At 65.3% G+C, this 20387-nt stretch carries 19 protein-coding genes and 1 riboswitch; of the genes, 11 read left to right on the top strand and 8 right to left on the bottom strand.

From position 1 onward, the window contains the following. Positions 1-105: 105 nt before the first annotated feature. A complete protein-coding gene (gene ligB, locus DN387_RS07330; RefSeq protein WP_054915758.1) occupies positions 106-1758 on the top strand; it encodes an NAD-dependent DNA ligase LigB in 1653 nt (550 codons plus the stop codon). Between the two features lie 59 nt (positions 1759-1817). Beyond that, positions 1818-2213, top strand: coding sequence for a DUF1090 domain-containing protein (locus DN387_RS07325; RefSeq protein WP_236171640.1), 396 nt, complete (start codon positions 1818-1820; stop codon positions 2211-2213). 98 nt (positions 2214-2311) lie between these two features. Here the strand turns inward: DN387_RS07325 and DN387_RS07320 are convergent, their stop codons facing one another. Further along, on the bottom strand, positions 2312-2755 hold the full coding sequence (locus DN387_RS07320) for a cytochrome c (RefSeq protein WP_173925103.1): 444 nt from the start codon (positions 2753-2755) through the stop codon (positions 2312-2314). A 131-nt stretch (positions 2756-2886) separates the two neighbouring features. Between DN387_RS07320 and DN387_RS07315 the strand changes: the two genes are divergently transcribed. After that, entirely contained in the window at positions 2887-4044 is a 1158-nt protein-coding gene (locus tag DN387_RS07315) for a murein transglycosylase A (RefSeq protein ID WP_054915759.1), read from the top strand. A 1-nt stretch (position 4045) separates the two neighbouring features. Here the strand turns inward: DN387_RS07315 and DN387_RS07310 are convergent, their stop codons facing one another. Next, positions 4046-4432 carry an MAPEG family protein gene (locus DN387_RS07310; RefSeq protein WP_054915760.1) on the bottom strand — a complete coding sequence of 129 codons (387 nt, stop codon included), beginning with the start codon at positions 4430-4432 and terminating at the stop codon, positions 4046-4048. 23 nt (positions 4433-4455) lie between these two features. After that, a complete protein-coding gene (locus DN387_RS07305) occupies positions 4456-5289 on the bottom strand; it encodes a DMT family transporter (RefSeq protein WP_043863608.1) in 834 nt (277 codons plus the stop codon). A 170-nt stretch (positions 5290-5459) separates the two neighbouring features. Here DN387_RS07305 and DN387_RS07300 point away from each other — a divergent pair, with 170 nt between their 5' ends. Further along, on the top strand, positions 5460-6695 hold the full coding sequence (locus DN387_RS07300; protein ID WP_054915761.1) for a sodium:proton antiporter: 1236 nt from the start codon (positions 5460-5462) through the stop codon (positions 6693-6695). On the opposite strand, the gene DN387_RS07295 is transcribed toward DN387_RS07300, so the two are convergent. Then, positions 6679-7560, bottom strand: coding sequence for a LysR family transcriptional regulator (locus DN387_RS07295; RefSeq protein WP_054915762.1), 882 nt, complete (start codon positions 7558-7560; stop codon positions 6679-6681). The two genes, DN387_RS07300 and DN387_RS07295, sit on opposite strands and share 17 nt — an antisense overlap. 92 nt (positions 7561-7652) lie before the next feature. On the opposite strand from DN387_RS07295, the gene DN387_RS07290 reads away from it, so the two are divergent. Next, positions 7653-8066: a VOC family protein gene (locus tag DN387_RS07290; protein WP_043863611.1), complete on the top strand. Its 414-nt coding sequence runs from the start codon at positions 7653-7655 to the stop codon at positions 8064-8066. Between the two features lie 45 nt (positions 8067-8111). Further along, complete coding sequence (locus DN387_RS07285; RefSeq protein WP_254506035.1) at positions 8112-9443, top strand: cation:dicarboxylase symporter family transporter; 1332 nt, start codon at positions 8112-8114, stop codon at positions 9441-9443. Here the strand turns inward: DN387_RS07285 and DN387_RS07280 are convergent. Next, positions 9419-9817, bottom strand: a complete 399-nt coding sequence (locus DN387_RS07280; RefSeq protein WP_043863612.1) for an acyl-CoA thioesterase — start codon at positions 9815-9817, stop codon at positions 9419-9421. The two genes, DN387_RS07285 and DN387_RS07280, sit on opposite strands and share 25 nt — an antisense overlap. Before the next feature lie 183 nt (positions 9818-10000). Beyond that, positions 10001-10106: riboswitch (S-adenosyl-L-homocysteine riboswitch) on the top strand. Between the two features lie 21 nt (positions 10107-10127). Here DN387_RS07280 and ahcY point away from each other — a divergent pair. From ahcY to DN387_RS07260, 4 genes are all read left to right on the top strand, one after another. Continuing rightward, on the top strand, positions 10128-11537 hold the full coding sequence (gene ahcY / locus DN387_RS07275; RefSeq protein WP_054915763.1) for an adenosylhomocysteinase: 1410 nt from the start codon (positions 10128-10130) through the stop codon (positions 11535-11537). 96 nt (positions 11538-11633) lie between these two features. After that, on the top strand, positions 11634-12479 hold the full coding sequence (metF, locus tag DN387_RS07270; RefSeq protein ID WP_043863614.1) for a methylenetetrahydrofolate reductase [NAD(P)H]: 846 nt from the start codon (positions 11634-11636) through the stop codon (positions 12477-12479). Positions 12480-12617: 138 nt separating this feature from the next. Then, a complete protein-coding gene (locus DN387_RS07265; RefSeq protein WP_043863615.1) occupies positions 12618-13403 on the top strand; it encodes an ABC transporter substrate-binding protein in 786 nt (261 codons plus the stop codon). Positions 13404-13625: 222 nt separating this feature from the next. Beyond that, complete coding sequence (locus DN387_RS07260) at positions 13626-15518, top strand: DEAD/DEAH box helicase (protein ID WP_043863616.1); 1893 nt, start codon at positions 13626-13628, stop codon at positions 15516-15518. A 65-nt stretch (positions 15519-15583) separates the two neighbouring features. Here the strand turns inward: DN387_RS07260 and DN387_RS07255 are convergent, their stop codons facing one another. The 3 genes from DN387_RS07255 to DN387_RS07245 all read right to left on the bottom strand — a co-directional run bounded on the left by DN387_RS07255 (position 15584) and on the right by DN387_RS07245 (position 18758). Then, positions 15584-16162: a YceI family protein gene (locus tag DN387_RS07255; protein ID WP_043863617.1), complete on the bottom strand. Its 579-nt coding sequence runs from the start codon at positions 16160-16162 to the stop codon at positions 15584-15586. 32 nt (positions 16163-16194) lie between these two features. Continuing rightward, positions 16195-16746 carry a cytochrome b gene (locus DN387_RS07250; protein ID WP_043863618.1) on the bottom strand — a complete coding sequence of 184 codons (552 nt, stop codon included), beginning with the start codon at positions 16744-16746 and terminating at the stop codon, positions 16195-16197. Positions 16747-16991: 245 nt separating this feature from the next. Then, entirely contained in the window at positions 16992-18758 is a 1767-nt protein-coding gene (locus tag DN387_RS07245) for a flavin monoamine oxidase family protein (RefSeq protein ID WP_054915764.1), read from the bottom strand. Positions 18759-18948: 190 nt separating this feature from the next. Between DN387_RS07245 and DN387_RS07240 the strand changes: the two genes are divergently transcribed. Continuing rightward, positions 18949-20355 (top strand): adenosylmethionine--8-amino-7-oxononanoate transaminase, encoded by a 1407-nt coding sequence (locus tag DN387_RS07240; protein WP_043859630.1) that lies wholly within the window; start codon positions 18949-18951, stop codon positions 20353-20355. Positions 20356-20387: the final 32 nt, after the last annotated feature.

The following is a 20387-nucleotide window of genomic DNA, read 5'->3' as shown; positions in this document are numbered from 1 at the left end:
CCGGTACAAGCAACACCCGGTAAACAAGAGCCCCTGCCAGGCGACTGGCAGGGGCTTTTTCTTGCCTAGGCTTGAAGTTCCACCCGCCGAGCAAGGACGCTCGCCATGCCCTTCAAGCTGTTGTCCGGCCTGCTGTTCGCCAGCACGCTCGCCTGTACCCCAACCACCGCCCTCGCCCGGCCCTGCCCCGACTGGCCACCGGCAGTGGCGCAAAGCGAACTCAAGCAGCTGGGCGAGCGCCTGGCCGACTGGGACGATCATTACCATCGCCTGGGCGTCGCGTTGATCAGCGACGAGCTCTACGACCAGAGCCGGGCTCGCCTGCAACACTTGCAAGCCTGCTTCCCCGGCACCGGTGCGCCCCCGGCAGACCCGCTCGGAACCGCCACCGGCCCGTTGCGCCACCCCATCCCCCACACCGGCCTGAACAAGTTGCCCGACGAAGCCGCCGTGCGCGCCTGGATGCACGGCAAGCAGGACCTCTGGGTACAACCCAAGGTGGATGGCGTGGCCGCCACGCTGGTCTATGCAAAGGGCCGGCTGGTGCGCCTGATCAGCCGCGGCGACGGCGCCTACGGGCATGACTGGAGCCGCCACCTGCCGGCACTGGGCGCCCTCCCCCACACGTTGCCCGAACCTCTGGACCTGATACTGCAAGGCGAGCTGTTCTGGCGCCTGGACGGGCATGTGCAGGCCGCAGCGGGCAGCCGGAATGCCCGCGGCAACGTCGCCGGGTTGCTGGCGCGCAAGCAGCTCACCCCCGCGCAGGGCGCGGTGGTCGAGCTGTTCGCCTGGGCCTGGCCGCAGGGCCCCCTGGACCAGCGCGAGCGCCTGGCACGCCTGAGCGCCCTGGGCTTTGCCTACAGCGAGGCGTTCAGCCAGCCGGTGCAGACCTTCGACCAGGCCGCCCACTGGCGCCAGCACTGGTACCGCACGCCACTGCCATTCGCCAGCGACGGCGTGGTGCTGCGCCAGGGCCGGCGTCCGCCCGGCGAGCGCTGGCAGGCCCGGGCGCCGTACTGGATAGCGGCATGGAAATACCCCTTCGCCCAGGTGCTGGCAGAGGTGCGACGCGTGCAGTTCAACGTGGGGCGCACCGGTCGCATCACCCCGGTGCTGCAACTGGCACCGGTGCAGTTGGATGACCGCACGGTGCGCCAGGTCAGCGTGGGCTCGCTAAGACGCTGGCAGCAACTGGACATTCGCCCGGGCGATCAGGTGGCGATCAGCCTGGCAGGCCTGACCATTCCCCGTCTGGACGGCGTGGTGCACCGCGCCCTCGAACGGCGTGAGATGAAGGTACCGGCAGCCGATGCGTTTCATCCGTTGAGCTGCTGGGAGCTGAGCGCCGAGTGTCGTCAGCAGTTCCTGGCCAGGTTGCAGTGGCTGGGCGGCAAGCAGGGCCTGGCACTCCCAGGTGCCGGGCCGGCCAGCTGGGAGCGCCTGGTCGACGCCGGCCAGTTGCGCACACTGGCCGATGTGCTGGAACTGCCCGCCGAACATCCGTTGTACCCCGCCCTCGAACAGGCCCGTCAGCGACCCTTTGCCACCTGGGCGCGGGCCCTGGGTATGCCGGCCCCGCGTGCGTTGGCAGCGGGCGACACGTGGGCCGCGCTGGCTGCCCGCGATGCGGCGCAGTGGCAGGCCGAGCCTGGCGTGGGTGCCCACCGTGCCGGCCAGTTGCTGGCCTTTTTCGCTCACCCGCAGGTGCAGGCCCTGGCGGCGCGGTTACGTGAACATACAATCGAGGGTTTCTAAATTTGTCGGATCAGGGCAGCATCATGGGTTTCTGCCAAGCCCGCGACCACGGAGCCACTATGAAACTGCTTTCCCCGCTTGCCCTGTTCGCCGCCTGCTCGTTGCTCGCCACTTCGCTGATGGCTGCCGAGGAACAACCCGGCCTGACCGGCTGCGCTGCCAAGAAGCAGGCGCTCAGCGAACAGATCGAACAGGCCCGCGCCCACGGCAACAGCGCCCAGCAGGCCGGCCTCGAGAAGGCCCTGAGCGAAGTGACCGAGCACTGCACCGATGCCGGCCTGAAGAAACAGCGTGAACAGAAGGTGCTGGATGCCCGTCATGAAGTGACGCAGCGCACCAAGGACCTGGACAAGGCCATGAAGAAAGGCGACGCCGACAAGATCAACAAGCGCAAGGACAAACTGGCCGAGTCGAAGAAGGAACTGCAACAGGCACTGGATGAGCTGGAGAAGTAGTCCGCGTTGAACCCTTCGCCGGCAAGGCCGGCTCCTACGTACAGCGCGCCACCTGTAGGAGCCGGCCCTGCGGCGAAAAGGCCGGCCAGCTCACCCCATCAATGATTGCGAAACTCGGTATGACAGGCCTTGCACGCCGCCTCCACCTTGCCCATCGGGGCCGCGACCGCCGCAGGCTCCAATGGCTGGGTACGGGTCTGGGCGACCAGCTCGCCGGTCACCTGCTCCATCTGCCGCGCCAGCTCCTGGAAGCGCGCCTGCTTTTGCCACACATCGGGCGTGGCGCTGCTGTCCTCCTCGCGCACCTGCGGGAAATGCTGCCACGGCTGGTGCGACAACGCGTCGAGCTTCACCGCACCATCGGCAAATTTCTGCCCGTCGAACGCGAGCCGGCCACGCAGCATGCCGCCGAGGTCTTCGCTGGTCTTGAGCATCTGCTTGAAAATCGCCTTGCGCTGGCCCAACGGCGAGTTGGGGTCGACACCGCCACAGGCGCTCAGGGCCAGGCAGGCCACCAGGATCACAGTCATTCGCTTGAACATCATGCTTGGCTCGGCACACGGAAAAAGGCGGCCAGTATCCCCGCCTTGCCGGCAAACACCAATACCCCTACCAAAAACAAGGGTTGCCTGGCCGCCCTGAACGCCAGGCACACCGTAGAGGACTACCCCGCATGAAAACCGCCCTGAGCCGCCTTGGCCTGACCGCCGCGTTGCTGGCCCTGCTGGTCGGCTGCAACGGCAGCGCCCCGGATAAATCCGCACCGCACCCGCTCGCCACCTACAGCCCCGCCACCTGGAAAGACCTGCCCAAGGTCTCCGACAGCGACCTGCTGGCCGGCTTCAATGCCTGGCGCAGCGCGTGCGAGCGCCTCAAGAACGATCCGGTCTGGGCCACCCCCTGCGCTGCTGCGGTGCAGGTGCCCGACGACGCCACCCAGGTGCGTGGCTTCTTGCAGACGCAACTCGAGGTGTACGGCCTGCGCTCGGCCGAAAACAACGCCAACGGCCTGATCACCGGCTACTACGAACCGGTGTACCCCGGCAGCATGACCCGTACCGCCACGGCCAACGTGCCGGTGTATGGCATCCCCGATGACCTGGTGGTGGTGGCGCTCGACAGTATCTACCCCGAACTCAAGGGCAAGCGCCTGCGCGGTCGCCTGGACGGGCGCGTGCTCAAGCCCTACGACACCGCCGGGGTGATCCAGCAGCAAGGCGTCAAGGCGCCGGTGCTGGCCTGGCTGACCGACCCGATGGACCTGCAGTTTCTGCAGATCCAGGGCTCCGGGCGCATCCAGCTCGAAAGTGGGCAGCAGCTGCGCGTGGGCTATGCCGACCAGAACGGCCACCCGTATCGCCCGGTGGGCCGCTGGCTGGTCGAGCAGGGCCAGCTCAAGAAGGAAGACGTGACCATGGGCAGCATCCACGCCTGGGCCCAGGCCAACCCGAGCCGCGTGCCCGAGCTGCTGGCCAGCAACCCCAGCTACGTGTTCTTCAGCACCCGCCCGGACAGCAACGAAGGCCCGCGCGGTTCGCTGAACGTGCCGCTGACCGCCGGCTACAGCGTGGCTATCGACCGCAAGGTGATCCCGCTGGGCAGCCTGCTGTGGCTGTCAACCACCCGCCCGGACGGCGCGCCGGTGGTACGCCCGGTGGCCGCGCAGGACACCGGCGGGGCCATCACCGGCGAAGTGCGCGCCGATCTGTTCTGGGGTACCGGCAGCGAGGCCGGCGCTCTGGCCGGGGACATGAAGCAGCAGGGTCAGATCTGGCTGCTGTGGCCCAAGGGCGCGGCACTGCCGGTGGTGCCGCAGGTGGAAGGCAAGTAGCTCAGGCCGAGACCACGAAGAAGCTGACGATCAGGCCAATGCCCGCGAACCACACCACCGAGCGCAGCGCGGCCCAGTCGGCCAGGTAGCAGATGATGTAGAGCAGGCGGCTGGTGATGTAGAGCACCGCCAGCACGTCCTGGGTGACCTGCTCGGCATTGCCGACGATGTCGGCGATCACCACCGCCGCGACGAACGCCGGAATCGACTCGAAACTGTTGAGCTGCGCCGCATGGGCGCGGCGCGGCAGGCCTTCGAGCTTGTCCAGAAAACCGCGCGGGTCATGGTTCTGTCGCAGGCTGAAGCGACCACTGCCGAACTTGGCGATGCTGGTGCACACGAACGGCAGCAGCAACGCGATCAATACACACCAGAAGGCGACGGTCATGGCAGGGGTCCTTGTTGTTGGGGTCAGAGTTTCATGATCAGCATGCCGATCAGTACCAGTGCACAAGCTAAGAGCCTCGGCCCGCCGAAAGGTTCTTTGAGGTAGCGCATGCCCATCAGCACCACCAGGATCACGCTCACCTCGCGCAGCGCCGCAGCCTCGGCCACCGAGCCCAGTTGCATGGCCCACAGTACCAGCGCATAGCTGGACAGCACGCACAACCCCACGGCCAGGCCCAGCTTCCACTGGCTGCGCCAGAACTGCGCAAACGGCGCGCGCCGGGCCACCGTCGCCAGCAACGGGAACGGCCAGGCGCTGATCAGCGTCAGCCACACCAGGTAGTCCAGCGGCTGCGACCACAGCCGGATCGCGCTGCCGTCGAGCCAGGTGTAGCAGCCGATGCACAGGCCGATCAGCGCCACCACCGGCAGCATCGACCAGGGCAGACGTTCGCCGCCACCGCCCTGCCACAGCAGGCAGGCCATGCCGCACGGGATCAGCAGAATGCCGAAGATCTGCTGGGTGCTCAGCGTCTCGCCGGCAAAGGTCAGGGTCAGCGCCAGCACCACCAGCGGCGACAACCCGCGCATCAGGGGGTAGACCAGGCCCAGGTCGCCGACCCGGTAGGCCTTGATCAGCAGGTAGCGGTACAACAGCTCGAACGCCGCCGAGGCCAGCATCCACGGCCAGATCTCGGGCGGCGGTACCTGTACGAACGCCACCATCGCCAGGGCGAACAGCAGCGCCACCACGTCCATGCTGGCAATCACCAGCAGACGCTCGCCGCTGAACTTGATCAGGGTGTTCCAGGTGGCATGCAGCAGGGCGGCGATCAGCACCAGCGAAGTGGCGAGCACGGTTGAGTTCCTGGGTAGTGCACGGCTGCGCAGTTTCAACCAGGCGCAACAAAACAGCCAGCCTGCGGTCAACGTTGATCGAAAAAGTGTGTCCTGAACCTCGCGCCGGCGCATCCAAGCCCTGCCCGAGCCATTCGGGCACTGACTTGGAAGCCATTACAGGACCTAGGATGCTTGAGCTAGTTGCCGCGTTTATTTGCCTCACCACCCTCCTCACCTATGTGAACTACCGCTTTATCGGCCTGCCGCCGACCATTGGCGTGATGGTCACTGCACTGCTGTTTTCCCTGATCCTCCAGGGCCTGAGCGTCATCGGCTACCCGGGCCTGGAAGAACGGGTGCAGGGCCTGATGAGCCAGATCGACTTCAACGACCTGCTGATGCACTGGATGCTGGCGTTCCTGCTGTTCGCCGGGGCGCTGCACGTGAACCTGGCCGACCTGCGCGACTACCGCTGGCCGATCGGCCTCCTGGCCACCGTCGGCGTGCTGATCGCCACCGTGGTGATCGGCTACCTGGCGCACTGGATCTTCGCCCTGTTCGGCTGGCACGTGAACCTGCTGTACTGCCTGCTGTTCGGCGCACTGATCTCGCCCACCGACCCGATAGCGGTGCTCGGCGCCCTGCGTACCGCCAATGCGTCCAAGCCGCTGAAGACCACCATCGTCGGCGAGTCGCTGTTCAACGACGGCACCGCGGTCGTGGTGTTCACCGTGCTGCTGGGCATCGCACAACTGGGCGAGACCCCGAGCGTGAGCGACACCACGATCCTGTTCGCCCGCGAGGCCATCGGCGGCGCGCTGTTCGGCGCGGTGATCGGCTACGTCACCTACCGCATGATCAAGAGCATCGAGCAGTACCAGGTGGAGGTCATGCTGACCCTGGCGCTGGTGATCGGCGGCTCGGCCGCAGCCTACGAACTGCACGTCTCGGCGCCCATCGCGATGGTGGTAGCGGGCCTGATCATCGGCAACCTGGGTCGCAACCTGGCTATGAACGACATGACCCGGCGCTACATGGACGGCTTCTGGGAACTGATCGACGACATGCTCAACGCGCTGCTGTTCGCGCTGATCGGCCTGGAGCTGTTGCTGCTGCCGTTCTCGTGGATGCACCTGGCTGCGGCCGGGGTGCTGGCAGTGGCGATCCTGCTGTCGCGCCTGCTGACCGTGGCGCCGGCGATCGTCATGCTGCGCCGCTGGAGAACGGTGCCGCGCGGCACCATCCGCGTGCTCACCTGGGGCGGCCTGCGCGGCGGTGTGTCCGTGGCCCTGGCGCTGTCGCTGCCATCGGGCCCCGAACGTGACCTGCTGCTGAGCATCACCTACATCGTGGTGCTGTCGTCGATCCTGCTGCAGGGCCTGAGCATCGGTCGCGTGGTGCGCGGGGTTACCGAGCAGCCTTGACCGGCGAGGGGCTGCCCAGCAGCCCCAGCAGATGCCGCATGGCCACTGGCCGGCGCGGCGTCGAGCCGTGCAGCACCACCAGTGCCCGCGCGTGGCGCGGGTCATCGCCCAGCGGCCAGGCACAGATGCCCTCATGGGGCATGCCGGCCCATTGCGGCACCAACGATACCCCCATGCCCTGGGCCACCAGCATCACGATGGTTTCCAGCGCATCCAGCTCGCACAGCAACTGCGGCGTGATCAGTTGCTCATCCAGGTAGCGCTGGGCGATCTGCCCGCCCCACGACTGTGCGTCATAGCGAATGAACGGGTGCTCGCGCAGCAATGTATCGGGGGCCAGCGCGGCCTGTGCAGCCGGCGCGATCAGAATCAGCGGCTCGACCTTGAGCACCTGCAGCGCCAGTGCCTTGGGCAGCGTGAAGGGCGGGCGCACCAGAATCGCGGCATCCAGTTCGCCGCCGAGCACCTTCTCGTACAGGCTGCGCGAATCACCCGGGGTGATCTGCAGCTTGAGCCCCGGCGCCGATCGCGCCAGACGCTCGATAAGCCCCGGCAATACCCCGGTCAACGCCGTCGACACCGCGCCCACCCTGACGTCCCCCGTCAATCCGTCCTGGCTCAGGTCGTGCTGCAGTTCACGCGCCTGCTCGATGATCGCCTGGATTCTGGGCAACAGCAGCAGGCACTGGTCCGAGGGGCGGATGGCATGCGCAGTACGCAGCAGCAAGGTGCAGCCCAGTGTGCGTTCCAGCGCCTGCACGCGCTGGCTGATCGCCGCTGCCGTGCGGTTCTCGCGACGCGCGGCCGCGGCAATCGAGCCGGTTTCCACCACTGCCACCAGGCTTTTCAGAAAGCGCACATCCATAAGTTTTTCTTTCGCTCAGAGCAAGGCAAAGCCGTTTTACCCCGTCACACGGCCTACTTACCCTCAACGCTCAACCACACGGGGGATACGCCATGAACAGACCCTTTCACGCTGCATACCACGTTTGCGACCTGGAACAGGCGCGTATTTTTTATCGAGATGTTCTGGGCTGCACCGAAGGGCGCAGCACCGCGACCTGGGTCGACTTCGACTTCTTCGGCAACCAGCTCTCGTTGCACCTGGGCACGCCGTTCGCCACCACCCGTACCGGGCAGGTTGGCGAGCACAAGGTACTGATGCCGCATATCGGCGTGGTACTGCCACTGGACGAGTGGATGACCCTGGCCGTGCGCCTCACCCGGCGTGGCCTGGCATTCGAGATCCCGCCGGTGGTGCGCTTTGTGGGCGAGCCGGGCGAACAACGCACGATGTTCTTCCTCGACCCCAGCGGCAATCCGATCGAGGTCAAGGGCTTCAAGGATTTCGCCGGCCTGTTCGCGCAGTAACGCACCCTTCGCACTCCCCACAACCACAACAACAAGGGGCACCCCATGGGCATTCGCACACCTTCCAGCCTGGTCACGCGCATCATGATCGGCCTGGTCGCCGGCGTGATCGTCGGCATCCTTCTCAACCAGTTCCCCGAGCACAAGGCCTGGTTCATCGACAACCTGCTGCAGCCGGCCGGCGACCTGTTCATCAAGCTGATGAAGATGATCGTGGTACCGCTGGTGTTCGCCTGCATGACCGTCGGCATCGCCGGCGCCGGCAGCACGCGCGCCCTGGGCCGGGTCGGGATGAAGACGTTCGTGTACTTCTTCACCATCACCAGCATCGCGATCCTGTTCGGGCTCGTGGTCGGCAACGTGTTCCAGCCCGGCGCCGGCGCGGACTTCAGCAGCACGCTGCAGGCACCGGTCACCACGCTGGCATCCAGCACCGAAACGCAGAACCTGGGGCGCACCCTGGTGGCCATCGTGCCGGACAACATCGTGCTGGCCATGGCCGAGGGCAAGCTGCTGTCGGTGCTGTTCTTCGCCATCCTGTTCGGCTGCGCCCTGTCGATGCTGCCCCAGCAGCAGAAGGCACCGTTGATCAGCGTGATGCAGGGCGTATCGGACACCATGTTCAAGGTCACCCACCTGGTGATGCACTACTCACCCATCGGCATCTTCGGGCTGATCGGCGTCACCGTTGCCAGCTTCGGCCTGAGCGCACTGCTGCCACTGGCCAAGCTGATCGGCATTACCTACGTGGCGGTGCTGCTTTTTGCGCTGTGCGTGCTGGGGGCGGTGGCCAGGCTGGCGGGGGTGCGGTTCTTCCACCTGTTGCGCGAGATACGCAGCGAGTTGCTGCTGGCCTACAGCAGCGCCGCCTCGGCCACGGTGATGCCGCAACTGATCGAGAAGATGGAGCGCTACGGCGCGCCACGCCCGATCACCAGCATGGTCATTCCGTTGGGGTATTCATTCAACCTCGATGGCGCGTCGCTGTTCGCAGCGCTTGGCACGCTGTTCATCGCCCAGGCCTATGGCATCGACCTGGGCCTGGCTGACCAGGCGATGCTGGTGCTGATCATGGTGCTGACCTCCAAGGGTGCGGCGGGGGTGCCGGGCTTCATGTTCATCATCCTCACCGCCACGCTGACCGCCGCAGGGCTGCCGGTCGAGGGCGTGGCGATCATCGCCGGGGTGTATCGGCTGATGGACATGCCGGTCACTGCACTCAACGTGCTGGGTAACGCGCTGGCGCCACTGGTGATCGCACGCTGGGAGGGCCAGCTCAAGGCACCTGGCCAAACCACCCCCGCCAGCCCCGCTGCCCCTGACTTGAAGCTTGAACTGTGCAGCTACCGCCGTCATTCCACCGAGGTATCGAACTGATCCTTGATGAACTTGATCTCGGTACGCCCATGGGGTGCCGGCAAGCCGTCCTCACCCAGGTTGACGAAGACCATCTTGTCGACGGTGAGGATGCTCTTGCGAGTGATCTTGTTGCGCACTTCGCATTTGAGGGTGATGGAGGTGCGGCCGAATTCGGTGGCGGTGATGCCCAGCTCGATGATGTCGCCCTGGCGCGAAGCGCTGACGAAGTTGATCTCCGAGATGTACTTGGTCACCACACGCTGGTTGCCCAGTTGCACGATCGCGTAGATCGCCGCCTCTTCGTCGATCCAGCGCAGCAGGCTGCCACCGAACAGGGTGCCGTTGGGGTTGAGGTCTTCGGGTTTTACCCATTTGCGGGTGTGAAAGTTCATGCGTACTCCTGACCGTCTTGCCAATCGATGCCGACAATGATGGCAGAGCCTGCCGGCGGCCTCCATTGAACATCGACTATCGTCTCGATTAATTGACAGAAAGCCTTGGGCCGATGCGCGGGCGCAGCTATAATCGCCAACGCTTCACAGACGGTCATCACCACTCGATGCCGTTCCCGCCACCTGTCCGAGGGGCGCTGCAGCAGGTTCTCCTGTCAGGCTCGGATGGGGCGTTGCCTGCACGGGGTTCCCCGCACGGGCACTTAACGCACAACGGCGCCCATTCGCACACTACGAATGGAGGCTCTTGATGAGCGCTGTAAACACGCCTGCAGATTTTACCGACTACAAAGTCGCCGACATGTCCCTGGCTGCCTGGGGCCGCCGCGAAACCATCATCGCCGAGTCCGAAATGCCGGCCCTGATGGGTCTGCGCCGCAAGTACGCCGCTGAACAGCCGCTCAAGGGTGCAAAAATCCTCGGCTGCATCCACATGACCATCCAGACCGCCGTGCTGATCGAGACCCTGGTCGCGCTGGGCGCCGAAGTGCGCTGGTCGTCGTGCAACATCTTCTCCACCCAGGATCAGGCCGCTGCCTCCATTGCCGCCGCCGGCATCCCGGTATTCGCCTGGAAGGGCGAGACCGAGCAGGAATACGAGTGGTGCCTGGAGCAGACCATCCTCAAGGATGGCGCGCCATGGGATGCCAACATGATCCTCGACGACGGCGGCGACCTCACCGAGCTGCTGCACAAGAAGTACCCGCAGGTACTGGACCGCGTTCACGGCGTGACCGAAGAGACCACCACCGGTGTGCACCGTCTGCTCGACATGCTGGCCAAGGGCGAGCTGAAGATCCCGGCGATCAACGTCAACGACTCGGTCACCAAGAGCAAGAACGACAACAAGTACGGCTGCCGTCACAGCCTCAACGACGCCATCAAGCGCGGCACCGACCACCTGCTGTCGGGCAAGCAGGCGCTGGTGATCGGCTACGGTGACGTGGGCAAGGGTTCGGCCCAGTCGCTGCGTCAGGAAGGCATGATCGTCAAGGTCTCGGAAGTCGACCCGATCTGCGCCATGCAAGCCTGCATGGACGGCTTCGAGCTGGTTTCGCCGTTCATCGACGGTATCAACAACGGCACCGAAGCCAGCGTCGACAAGGCCCTGCTGGGCAAGATCGACCTGATCGTGACCACCACCGGTAACGTCAACGTGTGCGATGCCAACATGCTCAAGGCCCTGAAAAAGCGCGCCGTGGTATGCAACATCGGTCACTTCGACAACGAAATCGACACCGCCTTCATGCGCAAGAACTGGGCATGGGAAGAGGTCAAGCCACAGGTTCACAAGATCCACCGTACCGGCCCTGGCGATTTCGACGCGCAGAACGACGACTACCTGATCCTGCTGGCCGAAGGCCGCCTGGTGAACCTGGGCAACGCCACTGGCCACCCGAGCCGCATCATGGACGGTTCGTTCGCCAACCAGGTACTGGCACAGATCTTCCTGTTCGGCCAGAAGTACGCCGACCTGTCGCCGGCCCAGAAAGCCGAGCGCCTGACCGTTGAAGTACTGCCGAAAAAACTCGACGAAGAAGTGGCCCTGGAAATGGTCCGCGGTTTCGGCGGCGTGGTAACCCAACTGACCAAACAGCAGGCCGACTACATCGGCGTGACTGTTGAAGGCCCGTTCAAACCAGACGCCTACCGCTACTGATGGGCCAAAGCCGGTGACGCTGCCACAGCGTCACCGGCTTTTTTCTGTGGCCAGCCTCACGGCTGGCCAGCACGATCGGTTTACCAGGATTTCGCCATGTCTCAGGAACGCCGTTACAGCTTCGAGTTCTTCCCGACCAAGACCGACGCTGGACATGAAAAACTGCTCGCCACGGCTCGCACCCTGGCCAGCTACAACCCGGACTTCTTCTCCTGCACCTATGGTGCCGGTGGCTCGACCCGCGACCGCACGCTCAACACCGTGCTGCAGCTGGAAAGCGAAGTGAAGGTACCGGCCGCGCCGCACCTGTCGTGCGTGGGCGACAGCAAGGACGACCTGCGCAGCCTGCTGGCCCAGTACAAGGCCGCCGGCATCAAGCGTATCGTGGCCCTGCGCGGCGACCTGCCGTCGGGCATGGGCATGGCCAGTGGCGAGCTGCGCTACGCCAACGAGCTGGTCGAATTCATTCGCCAGGAAAGCGGTGATCACTTTCACATCGAAGTGGCCGCCTACCCGGAAATGCACCCCCAGGCCCGTCACTTCGAAGACGACCTGATCAATTTCGTGCGCAAGGCCAAGGCCGGCGCCGACAGCGCCATCACCCAGTACTTCTTCAACGCCGACTGCTACTTCCACTTCGTCGAGCGCGTGCAGAAGCTGGGCGTGGACATCCCGGTGGTACCCGGCATCATGCCGATCACCAACTACAGCAAGCTGGCGCGCTTCTCCGATGCGTGCGGCGCCGAGATCCCGCGCTGGGTCCGCAAGCAGCTGGAAGCCTATGGCGACGATGTGCAAAGCATCCAGGCCTTCGGCGAACAGGTCATCACCGAAATGTGCGAAAAACTGCTGCAAGGCGGCGCACCGGGGCTGCACTTCTATACCCTGAACCAGGCCGAACCCAGCCTGGCAGTGTGGAACAACCTCAAGCTGCCACGCTGACTGCTGCACCGACGACAAGGGCTCTGGCACACGCCAAGGCCCTTTTTTGTCGACGCCCGCCTCCAGGCCTTCGCACCTGGCTGAGCTGCTGGCCGAGCCAGGCTGGCCATTCTCGAGCAGCCATCGTACTCTCCAGCCATGCCCGATCTTTACCGACTGTTCGCCGCCCTGTTCCTCGCCTGCCTGAGTACCCTGGCTCATGGCGAGAGGCTGCGCATCGTCACCGACCCCTGGCCGCCCTATGTGTACCAGGAAAACGGAGAGGCCAAGGGCATCGACTACGAGGTCACCGCCGAGGTGTTCAAGCGCCTGGGCATCGAGGTGCAATGGCAGTTCCTGCCATGGAAGCGCTGCCTGGCGATGGTCGAACAGGGGCTGGCCGACGGCGTGCTCGACATCTTCAAGACCGAGCAGCGCGACGCCCAGCTGTTCTACCCCAGCGAACCGCTGTCGCACGTGGAGTTCGTGCTGTTCCAGGCCAACGCCCGGCCCCACGCCATCAGGCACCTGGAAGACCTCAAGGGGCTGACCGTGGGCACCGCGCCCGGCTATACCTACGGCCCGGCGTTTGCCGATTCACCCGACTTCAAGCGCGAGCCGGCACCTACCCTGGAAGCCAACCTGGGCAAGCTGCAACTGGGGCGCATAGACCTGCTGGTCACCGATCGCCGGGTTGGCCGGCATGTGATCAAGAGCCTGGGCCTGGAGCAACAGGTCAGCGAACTGGGGCTGGTGATCGACCGCCAGCCCCAGTTCCTGGCAGTACGCCGCAATGCCGGCATGGACCTGCTGGCGCAACGCTTCGCCGCCGAGCTGCGCCGCTTCAAGCAGGAGCCGGCCTATGCCGAGCTGAACGCACGCTACGCAGGCGCCGAGGTGAACATTCCGCAAACCGTTGAGCAGCAGGAACGCAGCACGCACTGATTGCTCTGTTATACTCCGCCAACCCCGCCAGGCTTACGCCCGGACGCTCGGCCTTGCAAAAGGCATCCCGATCGGCAGGACAGCGCGCCCAGAGCCCGCCCGCCGCCCCCCGGATGCGCATTGAAGGCCCAGCAGGACCGGACGCGATAGCATCACCTGATGCCCGTCGCGCCAGGCACGAACTTCCCATAGGGCTTAGCCCCCACTAGAACAGGATTACTCATGTCCTTTGCTTCCCTCGGTCTCTCCGAGGCTCTAGTCCGCGCTATCGAGGCAGCGGGCTATACCCAGCCTACGCCGGTGCAACAGCGGGCCATTCCCGCCGTGTTGCAAGGTCGCGACCTGATGGTCGCGGCGCAGACAGGTACTGGTAAAACCGGTGGCTTTGCACTGCCGATTCTCGAACGCCTGTTTCCAGGTGGCCACCCCGACAAGTCCCAGCGCCATGGCCCACGCCAGCCGCGGGTACTGGTGCTGACCCCCACCCGCGAACTCGCCGCCCAGGTCCACGACAGCTTCAAGATCTACGCCCGCGACCTCAAGTTCGTCAGCGCCTGCATCTTCGGCGGTGTCGGCATGAACCCGCAGGTGCAGGCCATGTCCCGCGGCGTCGACGTGCTGGTGGCCTGCCCCGGCCGTCTGCTGGACCTCGCCGGCCAGGGCAGCGTCGACCTGAGCCACGTTGAGATCCTGGTGCTCGACGAAGCCGACCGCATGCTCGACATGGGCTTCATCCATGACGTGAAGAAGGTCCTCGCACGCTTGCCTGCCAAGCGCCAGAACCTGCTGTTCTCGGCGACCTTCTCAAAAGACATCACCAACCTGGCCGACAAGCTGCTGCACAACCCCGAGCGCATCGAGGTCACGCCGCCCAACACCACGGTCGAGCGTATCGAGCAGCGTGTGTACCGCCTGCCCGCCAGCCACAAGCGTGCCCTGCTGGCCCACCTGATCACCCAGGGTGCCTGGGAGCAGGTGCTGGTCTTCACACGTACCAAGCACGGCGCCAACCGCCTGGCCGAGTACCTCGAGAAGCACGGCCTGACTGCCGCGGCGATTCACGGCAACAAGAGCCAGAATGCGCGCACCAAGGCCCTGGCCGACTTCAAGGCCGGCACCGTGCGCATCATGGTCGCCACCGACATCGCCGCCCGCGGCCTGGACATCGACCAATTGCCCCACGTGGTCAACTTCGAGCTGCCCAACGTCGAGGAAGACTACGTGCACCGTATCGGCCGTACCGGCCGTGCGGGCCGTTCCGGCGAGGCCATCTCGCTGGTGGCGCCGGACGAAGAGAAGCTGCTCAAGAGCATCGAGCGCGTCACCCGCCAGAAAATCCAGGACGGCGACCTGATGGGCTTCGATGCCTCGACGGTCGAAGCCGAAAAACCCGAAGCCCGTGAACGTCCGCAGATGAACCCGCGCGGTGGCCGTGGCCAGCGTGCCGACGGCAGCAATGCCGGCGGGCGCAAGGACAAGGGCAAGGACAAAGGCCAGGAAAAGGATAAGCCCGCAGGCGACAGAGCCACTGAGAAGGCCGCCGGCGGGCGCCAAGAGCGCAAGCCCCGTGACAACAGCAAAACCCGCCAGGCACCCTCGGGTCAGGCAGCAGTAGTTCCGAAAATCCCGGCCGACCGTGACCCTGAAGCCTTCCTGGACGACGAAGTGGACAACTTCGGCAACCGTGCCGACTACGTCAGCCCGTACCAGAACAAGGGCGGCCAGGGCCGCAACCGTCGCCCGGGCGCACCGGCAGCCGCCGGTACCGGCACCGGCGCACCCCGCGGTGGCCAGCCACGCAGCAACACCGGTGGTGGTGCACGTAGCGGTGGCGCCGGCAGCAATGGCGAGAAGCGCGGTGGTGCACGCAGCGGTGGCGGTGGTCGCGATGGCCAGGCGCGCCGCGACGGCAGCAACAACCGCAACCGCCGCCCGGCCCGTGACGATCAGTCGTCGCAGGAACCGGCAGTGCGCAACCCGCGTGACGGCCAGTCGCAGCCCAAGATCGTGCACAAGGAATCCAAGATCGACCGGTTCCCGACCGCCGAACAGCTCGAGCAGCTGCCAAGCCGCCCACGTGGCGAGAAGCCTGCGCTGCTGACGCGCAACCGCTGATCCCGCCACTGCGCACACAAAAACGCCGCCCCTAGGGGCGGCGTTCTTGTTTACAGGCCAGGCAATTACTTCTGCTTGACGCCTTCCAGCGAGATGTCCAGCTGGGCGGTCTGTGCCACGTCGCCAGGCAGCTTGATGCCGAAGTCTTTCAGGTCCAGGGTGGTGGTGGCGTTGAAACCGGCGCGCTCGCCGCCCCATGGGTCCTTGCCTTCACCGTTGAAGGTGGCCTTGAAGGTCACTGGCTTGGTCACGCCGTGGAAGGTCAGGTCGCCGGTCACGTCGGCAGTCTTGTCGCCAGTGGGCTTGACGGCGGTGGAGACGAACTTGGCGTCGGCGAATTTCGAAACGTCCAGGAAGTCCTTGCTGGCGATGTGCTTGTCACGCTCGGCGTGGTTGGACCACAGGCTGGCGGTCTTCACGTCTACCGAGATCTTGCTGTCCTGCGGCTTGGCGGAATCCCAGCTGAAGGTACCGTCCCAGTCCTTGAAGGTGCCGTGGATGAAGCTGTAGCCCAGGTGGCTGACTTTCCAGTCGATGAAGGCGTGCTGGCCTTCCTTGTCGATCTTGTAGTCGGCAGCCATGGCCTGGCCAGCGGTGAACAGGGCGGTACCGAGCGCCAGAGCGGCAAAAGTCTTTTTCAACATTACTTCTATTCCTTTGGAGTTGAGGTTGAACATCAAGCTTTGCGGCCCAGCATGCGGGTGAGGGTCGCGTCACGGTCGATAAAGTGGTGCTTGAGGGCGGCCAAGCCATGCAGGCCGGCGAAGATCACCAACCCCCAGGCCAGGTAGAAATGGATTTCCCCGGCGACATCCGCCTGGTTGGGCAGGTCGCTGACCAGTGCCGGCACCTCGAACAGGCCGAACACCGGGATGCCCACGCCGTCGGCGGTGGAGATCAGGTAGCCGGTGATCATCACCCCGAACAGGCCCACGTACAGCAGGCCGTGGCCGGCCTTGGCGGCGAAGCGGGTAAGCGGGCCGTGGTTGGCCGGGGCCGGTGGTGGCGGGCTGATGAAGCGCCACAGCACGCGACCGAGCATGATCGCCAGCAGGGTCAGGCCGATACTCTTGTGCAGGTCGGGTGCCGTTTTGCGCCACGCACTGTAGTAGTCCAGGCCGACCATCCACAGCCCCAAGCCGAACAGGCCGAAAACCGCCAGGGCCACGCCCCAGTGCAGGACGATACTGACCACGCCATAGCGAGAAGGAGAATTGCGCAGTTGCATTGCCGTGTTTCCCTGTAAGAACTGTGCCCAAGACTAACCGGTTATCTATCGAATTAAAGCGGAAAATTTCGCTTTGAACGATCGAGAAACATGATCTTTAGTGTGAGACGAACAGGTTAAGGAAACATTAACTCGGCAGGAAGGAATTCTGGTGCTGCTGGACGCGCATCGCGGGTCAAGCCCGCCCCCACAGGGTCTTCGGCGATCCTGTGGGAGCGGGCTTGACCCGCGATGCGGTCACTGCATTACTGCGTCTTGGCTTGGGTAGCCGCCGCCGGCTTCTTCGCCACCGGCTTGGCCGCAGGCTTTTTGACCGGCTGGGCCTTGGCCGCAGGCTTCTTGGCTGGCGCAGCTTTCGCCGGGGCCTTCTTGGCAGCAGGCGCAGGCTTTGCCGGCGCCTGCCTGGCTACTGGCGCAGCCGCAGCGGGCGTTGGCGCCGGCGCAGGTGCAGCGGCTGGGGCTGGGGCTGGCGCAGGAGCTGGCGCCGCATCAACCGGCTTGGCCGGCGCTTTGTCTACCGGCTTGTCACCGCCACCGAACAACCGCGAGAAGAAGCCAGGCTTGCTGTCCTTGGCCGCCACCGCTGCCGCTGCGGCCCCGGCCGCCACCGGCGCCAGCTTGGCCGGGTCGAACGACTTGCCGTTGGACATGTCCACCACCTGGCCCGCCGCGCGCTGGCCGCTGCGCAGAGCGCCTTCCAGGGTGCCGGGGTACAACGCATCGGTGTGTTCGCCGGCAAACGCCACGCGCTGCACAGGACGCTCCCACAGGCGCCAGAACTTGCTGATCTGCCCCGGCCCGTAGGCGAGGTACGCACCGCCCGTGCCGGCATCGGTGCTGTAGCGACGCACTTCATAACCGGTGAACGCGCCACGCGCCTGCGGGTAGAACGCATGCAGGCGAATCAGCACCTGGTCGACCATCTGCTTGTCGCCGAACGCCTGCAGCAGGCGCGCGTTGTCACCGGACAGGTTGATCACCACGTTGGCGCCCCCCTTGAGCGCCGGCTCGATCCACAGCATGCCCAGGCCGGTGTTGCTGTAGATTTCGCCCGACATGCGCGCACGGCTTTCCCAGACCGGGGTCTTGAACTTGAGCAGCAGCTGGTCGCGCCAGCCGTAGTTGGTGCCCTTGAGCGCCGCCAGGTGCTGGTTGTCCAGGCCCGGGGTCATCTGGATCTTGGCCAGGGCGCGCAACGGTACCGCCAGCACCACGTAGTCGGCGCTGTAGCCCACCGCGCCGACCTTGACCGTGACGCCGTCCTTGTCCTGGATGATCGCGCTGACCGGTGCGCTGGTCTTGATGGTCTTCAGTTGCTTGACGAAAGCCTGCGCCAGCACCGGGCTGCCGCCGGGCAGACGGGCGGCGCGCAGGTCGCGATCGCTGACATCGCGGTACACGCGGGTCTGCTGCGCGAAATACAGCAATGACAGGCGCGAAGGCTCGTCATAGCGGGTACGGATCTGCTGGTTGACCAGCTGGCGCGCGGTCGGTGGCAGTTGCAGCTTGTCCAGCCAGCCGGAAACGTTGAGCTGGTCGAGGGCGAACAGGGTGCTGTTGGCCGCCGGGTTTTCAGGGTCGCTGATCGAGCGCGCCAGGTCGTCGAGGGTCTTCTCGTAGCGCTTGAGTGCCTCGGCGGTGGCCGGCTGCTTGGTGGCCAGGTCTGCGGCGCTGAAGTACTCGCCATCGATCAGGTAGCTCGGTACGCGCACGAACTCCGGCGCCGGCAGGGTGGCCAGCTTGAAGGTGTCGAGGTAGCGGTTGAGGGTCGGCTGGGCCTTGCTGTTGCCGATCCACTCGCTGGTGGCCAGGCCCGAACGCCCGCCCATGCCCGGCTTGGCTTCCAGCAGGGTCACCTGCCAGCCCTTGTTTTGCAGTTCGTAGGCGGCGGTGAGACCTGCCAGGCCGCCACCGACCACGATGGCCGTCGGCTGCTTGGCAGCCGCGAGGGCGCCCGCGCTGAACAGCCCTATCATTACCAGCGCGCAGGCGCGCAGCCAACCAGCAGACATTCGGCGAACTCCGGATCAAAGGCGGAAAATGCGGGGTGAACCCCCCGGGAAAAACGTCGGTGAAGGATACGTCAGGCCGCCCGGGCCTGCCACTAATGCCCGCACCGTTTGCGCCTTATGGGTTGTCCTGCCCCGGCGCTTTGCATAGGCTTGCGCGGTTACCCGAACCCGCGTCGCCAGGAGAGAGCCCATGGGCCTGAATCAACAGTGGATGGAACGTGACCTCAAGGTCCTGTGGCATCCCTGCACCCAGATGAAAGACCACGAGCACCTGCCGCTGATTCCGATCAAGCGTGGCGAAGGCGTATGGCTCGAAGACTTCGAAGGCAAGCGCTACCTCGACGCGGTGAGTTCCTGGTGGGTCAACGTGTTCGGCCACGCCAACCCGAAGATCAACCAGCGCATCAAGGACCAGGTCGACCAGCTCGAACACGTGATCCTCGCAGGCTTCAGCCACCAGCCGGTGATCGAGCTGTCCGAGCGCCTGGTCAAGCTCACCCCCGAGGGCCTGAACCGCTGCTTCTACGCCGACAATGGCTCCTCGTGCATCGAAGTGGCGCTGAAGATGAGCTTCCATTACTGGCTCAACAAGGGCCAGCCGGACAAGAAGCGCTTCGTCACCCTGAGCAACAGCTACCACGGCGAGACCATCGCGGCGATGTCGGTGGGCGACGTGCCGCTGTTCACCGAGACCTACAAGGCGCTGCTGCTCGACACCCTCAAGGTGCCCAGCCCCGACTGCTACCTGCGCCCCGAGGGCGTGAGCTGGGAAGACCATTCGCGCACGATGTTCGCCGCCATGGAACAGACCCTGGCCGAGCACCACCAGAGCATCGCCGCCGTGATCGTCGAACCGCTGATCCAGGGCGCCGGCGGCATGCGCATGTACCACCCGGTGTACCTCAGGCTGCTGCGCGAGGCGTGCGACCGCTACGGCGTGCACCTGATCCACGACGAGATCGCCGTAGGCTTCGGGCGCACCGGCACGATGTTCGCCTGCGAGCAGGCCGGCATCCGCCCCGACTTCCTGTGCCTGTCCAAGGCCCTCACCGGCGGCTACCTGCCGCTGGCCGCGTGCCTGACCACCGACGAGGTGTACAGCGCGTTCTACGACGATTACCCGACCCTGCGCGCGTTCCTGCACTCGCACAGCTATACCGGCAACCCGCTGGCCTGTGCTGCGGCGCTGGCGACCCTGGACATCTTCGAGCAGGACAACGTGATCGAGGCCAACAAGGCCCTGGCCACACGCATGGCCGCGGCCACCGCGGACCTGGTCGACCACCCGCATGTGGCCGAAGTGCGCCAGACCGGCATGGCCCTGGCCATCGAGATGGTGCAGGACAAGGCCAGCAAGACCGCCTACCCGTGGCAGGAGCGGCGTGGCCTGAAGGTGTTCGAGCATGCCCTGACCCGTGGTGCGCTGCTGCGCCCGCTGGGCAGCGTGGTGTACTTTCTGCCGCCGTACGTGATCACCCCCGAACAGATCGACTTCCTGGCCGAGGTGGCCAGCGAGGGCATCGATATCGCCACGCGCAGCAGCGTGAGCGTGGCGGTGCCGGCCGATTTCCATCCTGATTTCCGCGATCCGGGCTAAACAGCATCGCGGGTCCCAGCTCCCACAGGGAT

Source organism: Pseudomonas sp. FBF18, from assembly GCF_024261405.1.
Lineage (GTDB): Bacteria > Pseudomonadota > Gammaproteobacteria > Pseudomonadales > Pseudomonadaceae > Aquipseudomonas > Aquipseudomonas palmensis.
This window is presented reverse-complemented; position numbering and strand designations above follow the sequence as displayed.

Bases quoted from the DNA above. Each gene is read 5' to 3' on its own strand.
- ligB (WP_054915758.1), top strand. From the start codon at position 106: ATGCCCTTCAAGCTGTTGTCCGGCCTGCTGTTCGCCAGCACGCTCGCC.
- DN387_RS07325 (WP_236171640.1), top strand. From the start codon at position 1,818: ATGAAACTGCTTTCCCCGCTTGCCCTGTTCGCCGCCTGCTCGTTGCTC.
- DN387_RS07320 (WP_173925103.1), bottom strand. From the start codon at position 2,755: ATGTTCAAGCGAATGACTGTGATCCTGGTGGCCTGCCTGGCCCTGAGC.
- DN387_RS07315 (WP_054915759.1), top strand. From the start codon at position 2,887: ATGAAAACCGCCCTGAGCCGCCTTGGCCTGACCGCCGCGTTGCTGGCC.
- DN387_RS07310 (WP_054915760.1), bottom strand. From the start codon at position 4,432: ATGACCGTCGCCTTCTGGTGTGTATTGATCGCGTTGCTGCTGCCGTTC.
- DN387_RS07300 (WP_054915761.1), top strand. From the start codon at position 5,460: ATGCTTGAGCTAGTTGCCGCGTTTATTTGCCTCACCACCCTCCTCACC.
- DN387_RS07295 (WP_054915762.1), bottom strand. From the start codon at position 7,560: ATGGATGTGCGCTTTCTGAAAAGCCTGGTGGCAGTGGTGGAAACCGGC.
- DN387_RS07290 (WP_043863611.1), top strand. From the start codon at position 7,653: ATGAACAGACCCTTTCACGCTGCATACCACGTTTGCGACCTGGAACAG.
- DN387_RS07285 (WP_254506035.1), top strand. From the start codon at position 8,112: ATGGGCATTCGCACACCTTCCAGCCTGGTCACGCGCATCATGATCGGC.
- DN387_RS07280 (WP_043863612.1), bottom strand. From the start codon at position 9,817: ATGAACTTTCACACCCGCAAATGGGTAAAACCCGAAGACCTCAACCCC.
- ahcY (WP_054915763.1), top strand. From the start codon at position 10,128: ATGAGCGCTGTAAACACGCCTGCAGATTTTACCGACTACAAAGTCGCC.
- metF (WP_043863614.1), top strand. From the start codon at position 11,634: ATGTCTCAGGAACGCCGTTACAGCTTCGAGTTCTTCCCGACCAAGACC.
- DN387_RS07265 (WP_043863615.1), top strand. From the start codon at position 12,618: ATGCCCGATCTTTACCGACTGTTCGCCGCCCTGTTCCTCGCCTGCCTG.
- DN387_RS07260 (WP_043863616.1), top strand. From the start codon at position 13,626: ATGTCCTTTGCTTCCCTCGGTCTCTCCGAGGCTCTAGTCCGCGCTATC.
- DN387_RS07255 (WP_043863617.1), bottom strand. From the start codon at position 16,162: ATGTTGAAAAAGACTTTTGCCGCTCTGGCGCTCGGTACCGCCCTGTTC.
- DN387_RS07250 (WP_043863618.1), bottom strand. From the start codon at position 16,746: ATGCAACTGCGCAATTCTCCTTCTCGCTATGGCGTGGTCAGTATCGTC.
- DN387_RS07245 (WP_054915764.1), bottom strand. From the start codon at position 18,758: ATGTCTGCTGGTTGGCTGCGCGCCTGCGCGCTGGTAATGATAGGGCTG.
- DN387_RS07240 (WP_043859630.1), top strand. From the start codon at position 18,949: ATGGGCCTGAATCAACAGTGGATGGAACGTGACCTCAAGGTCCTGTGG.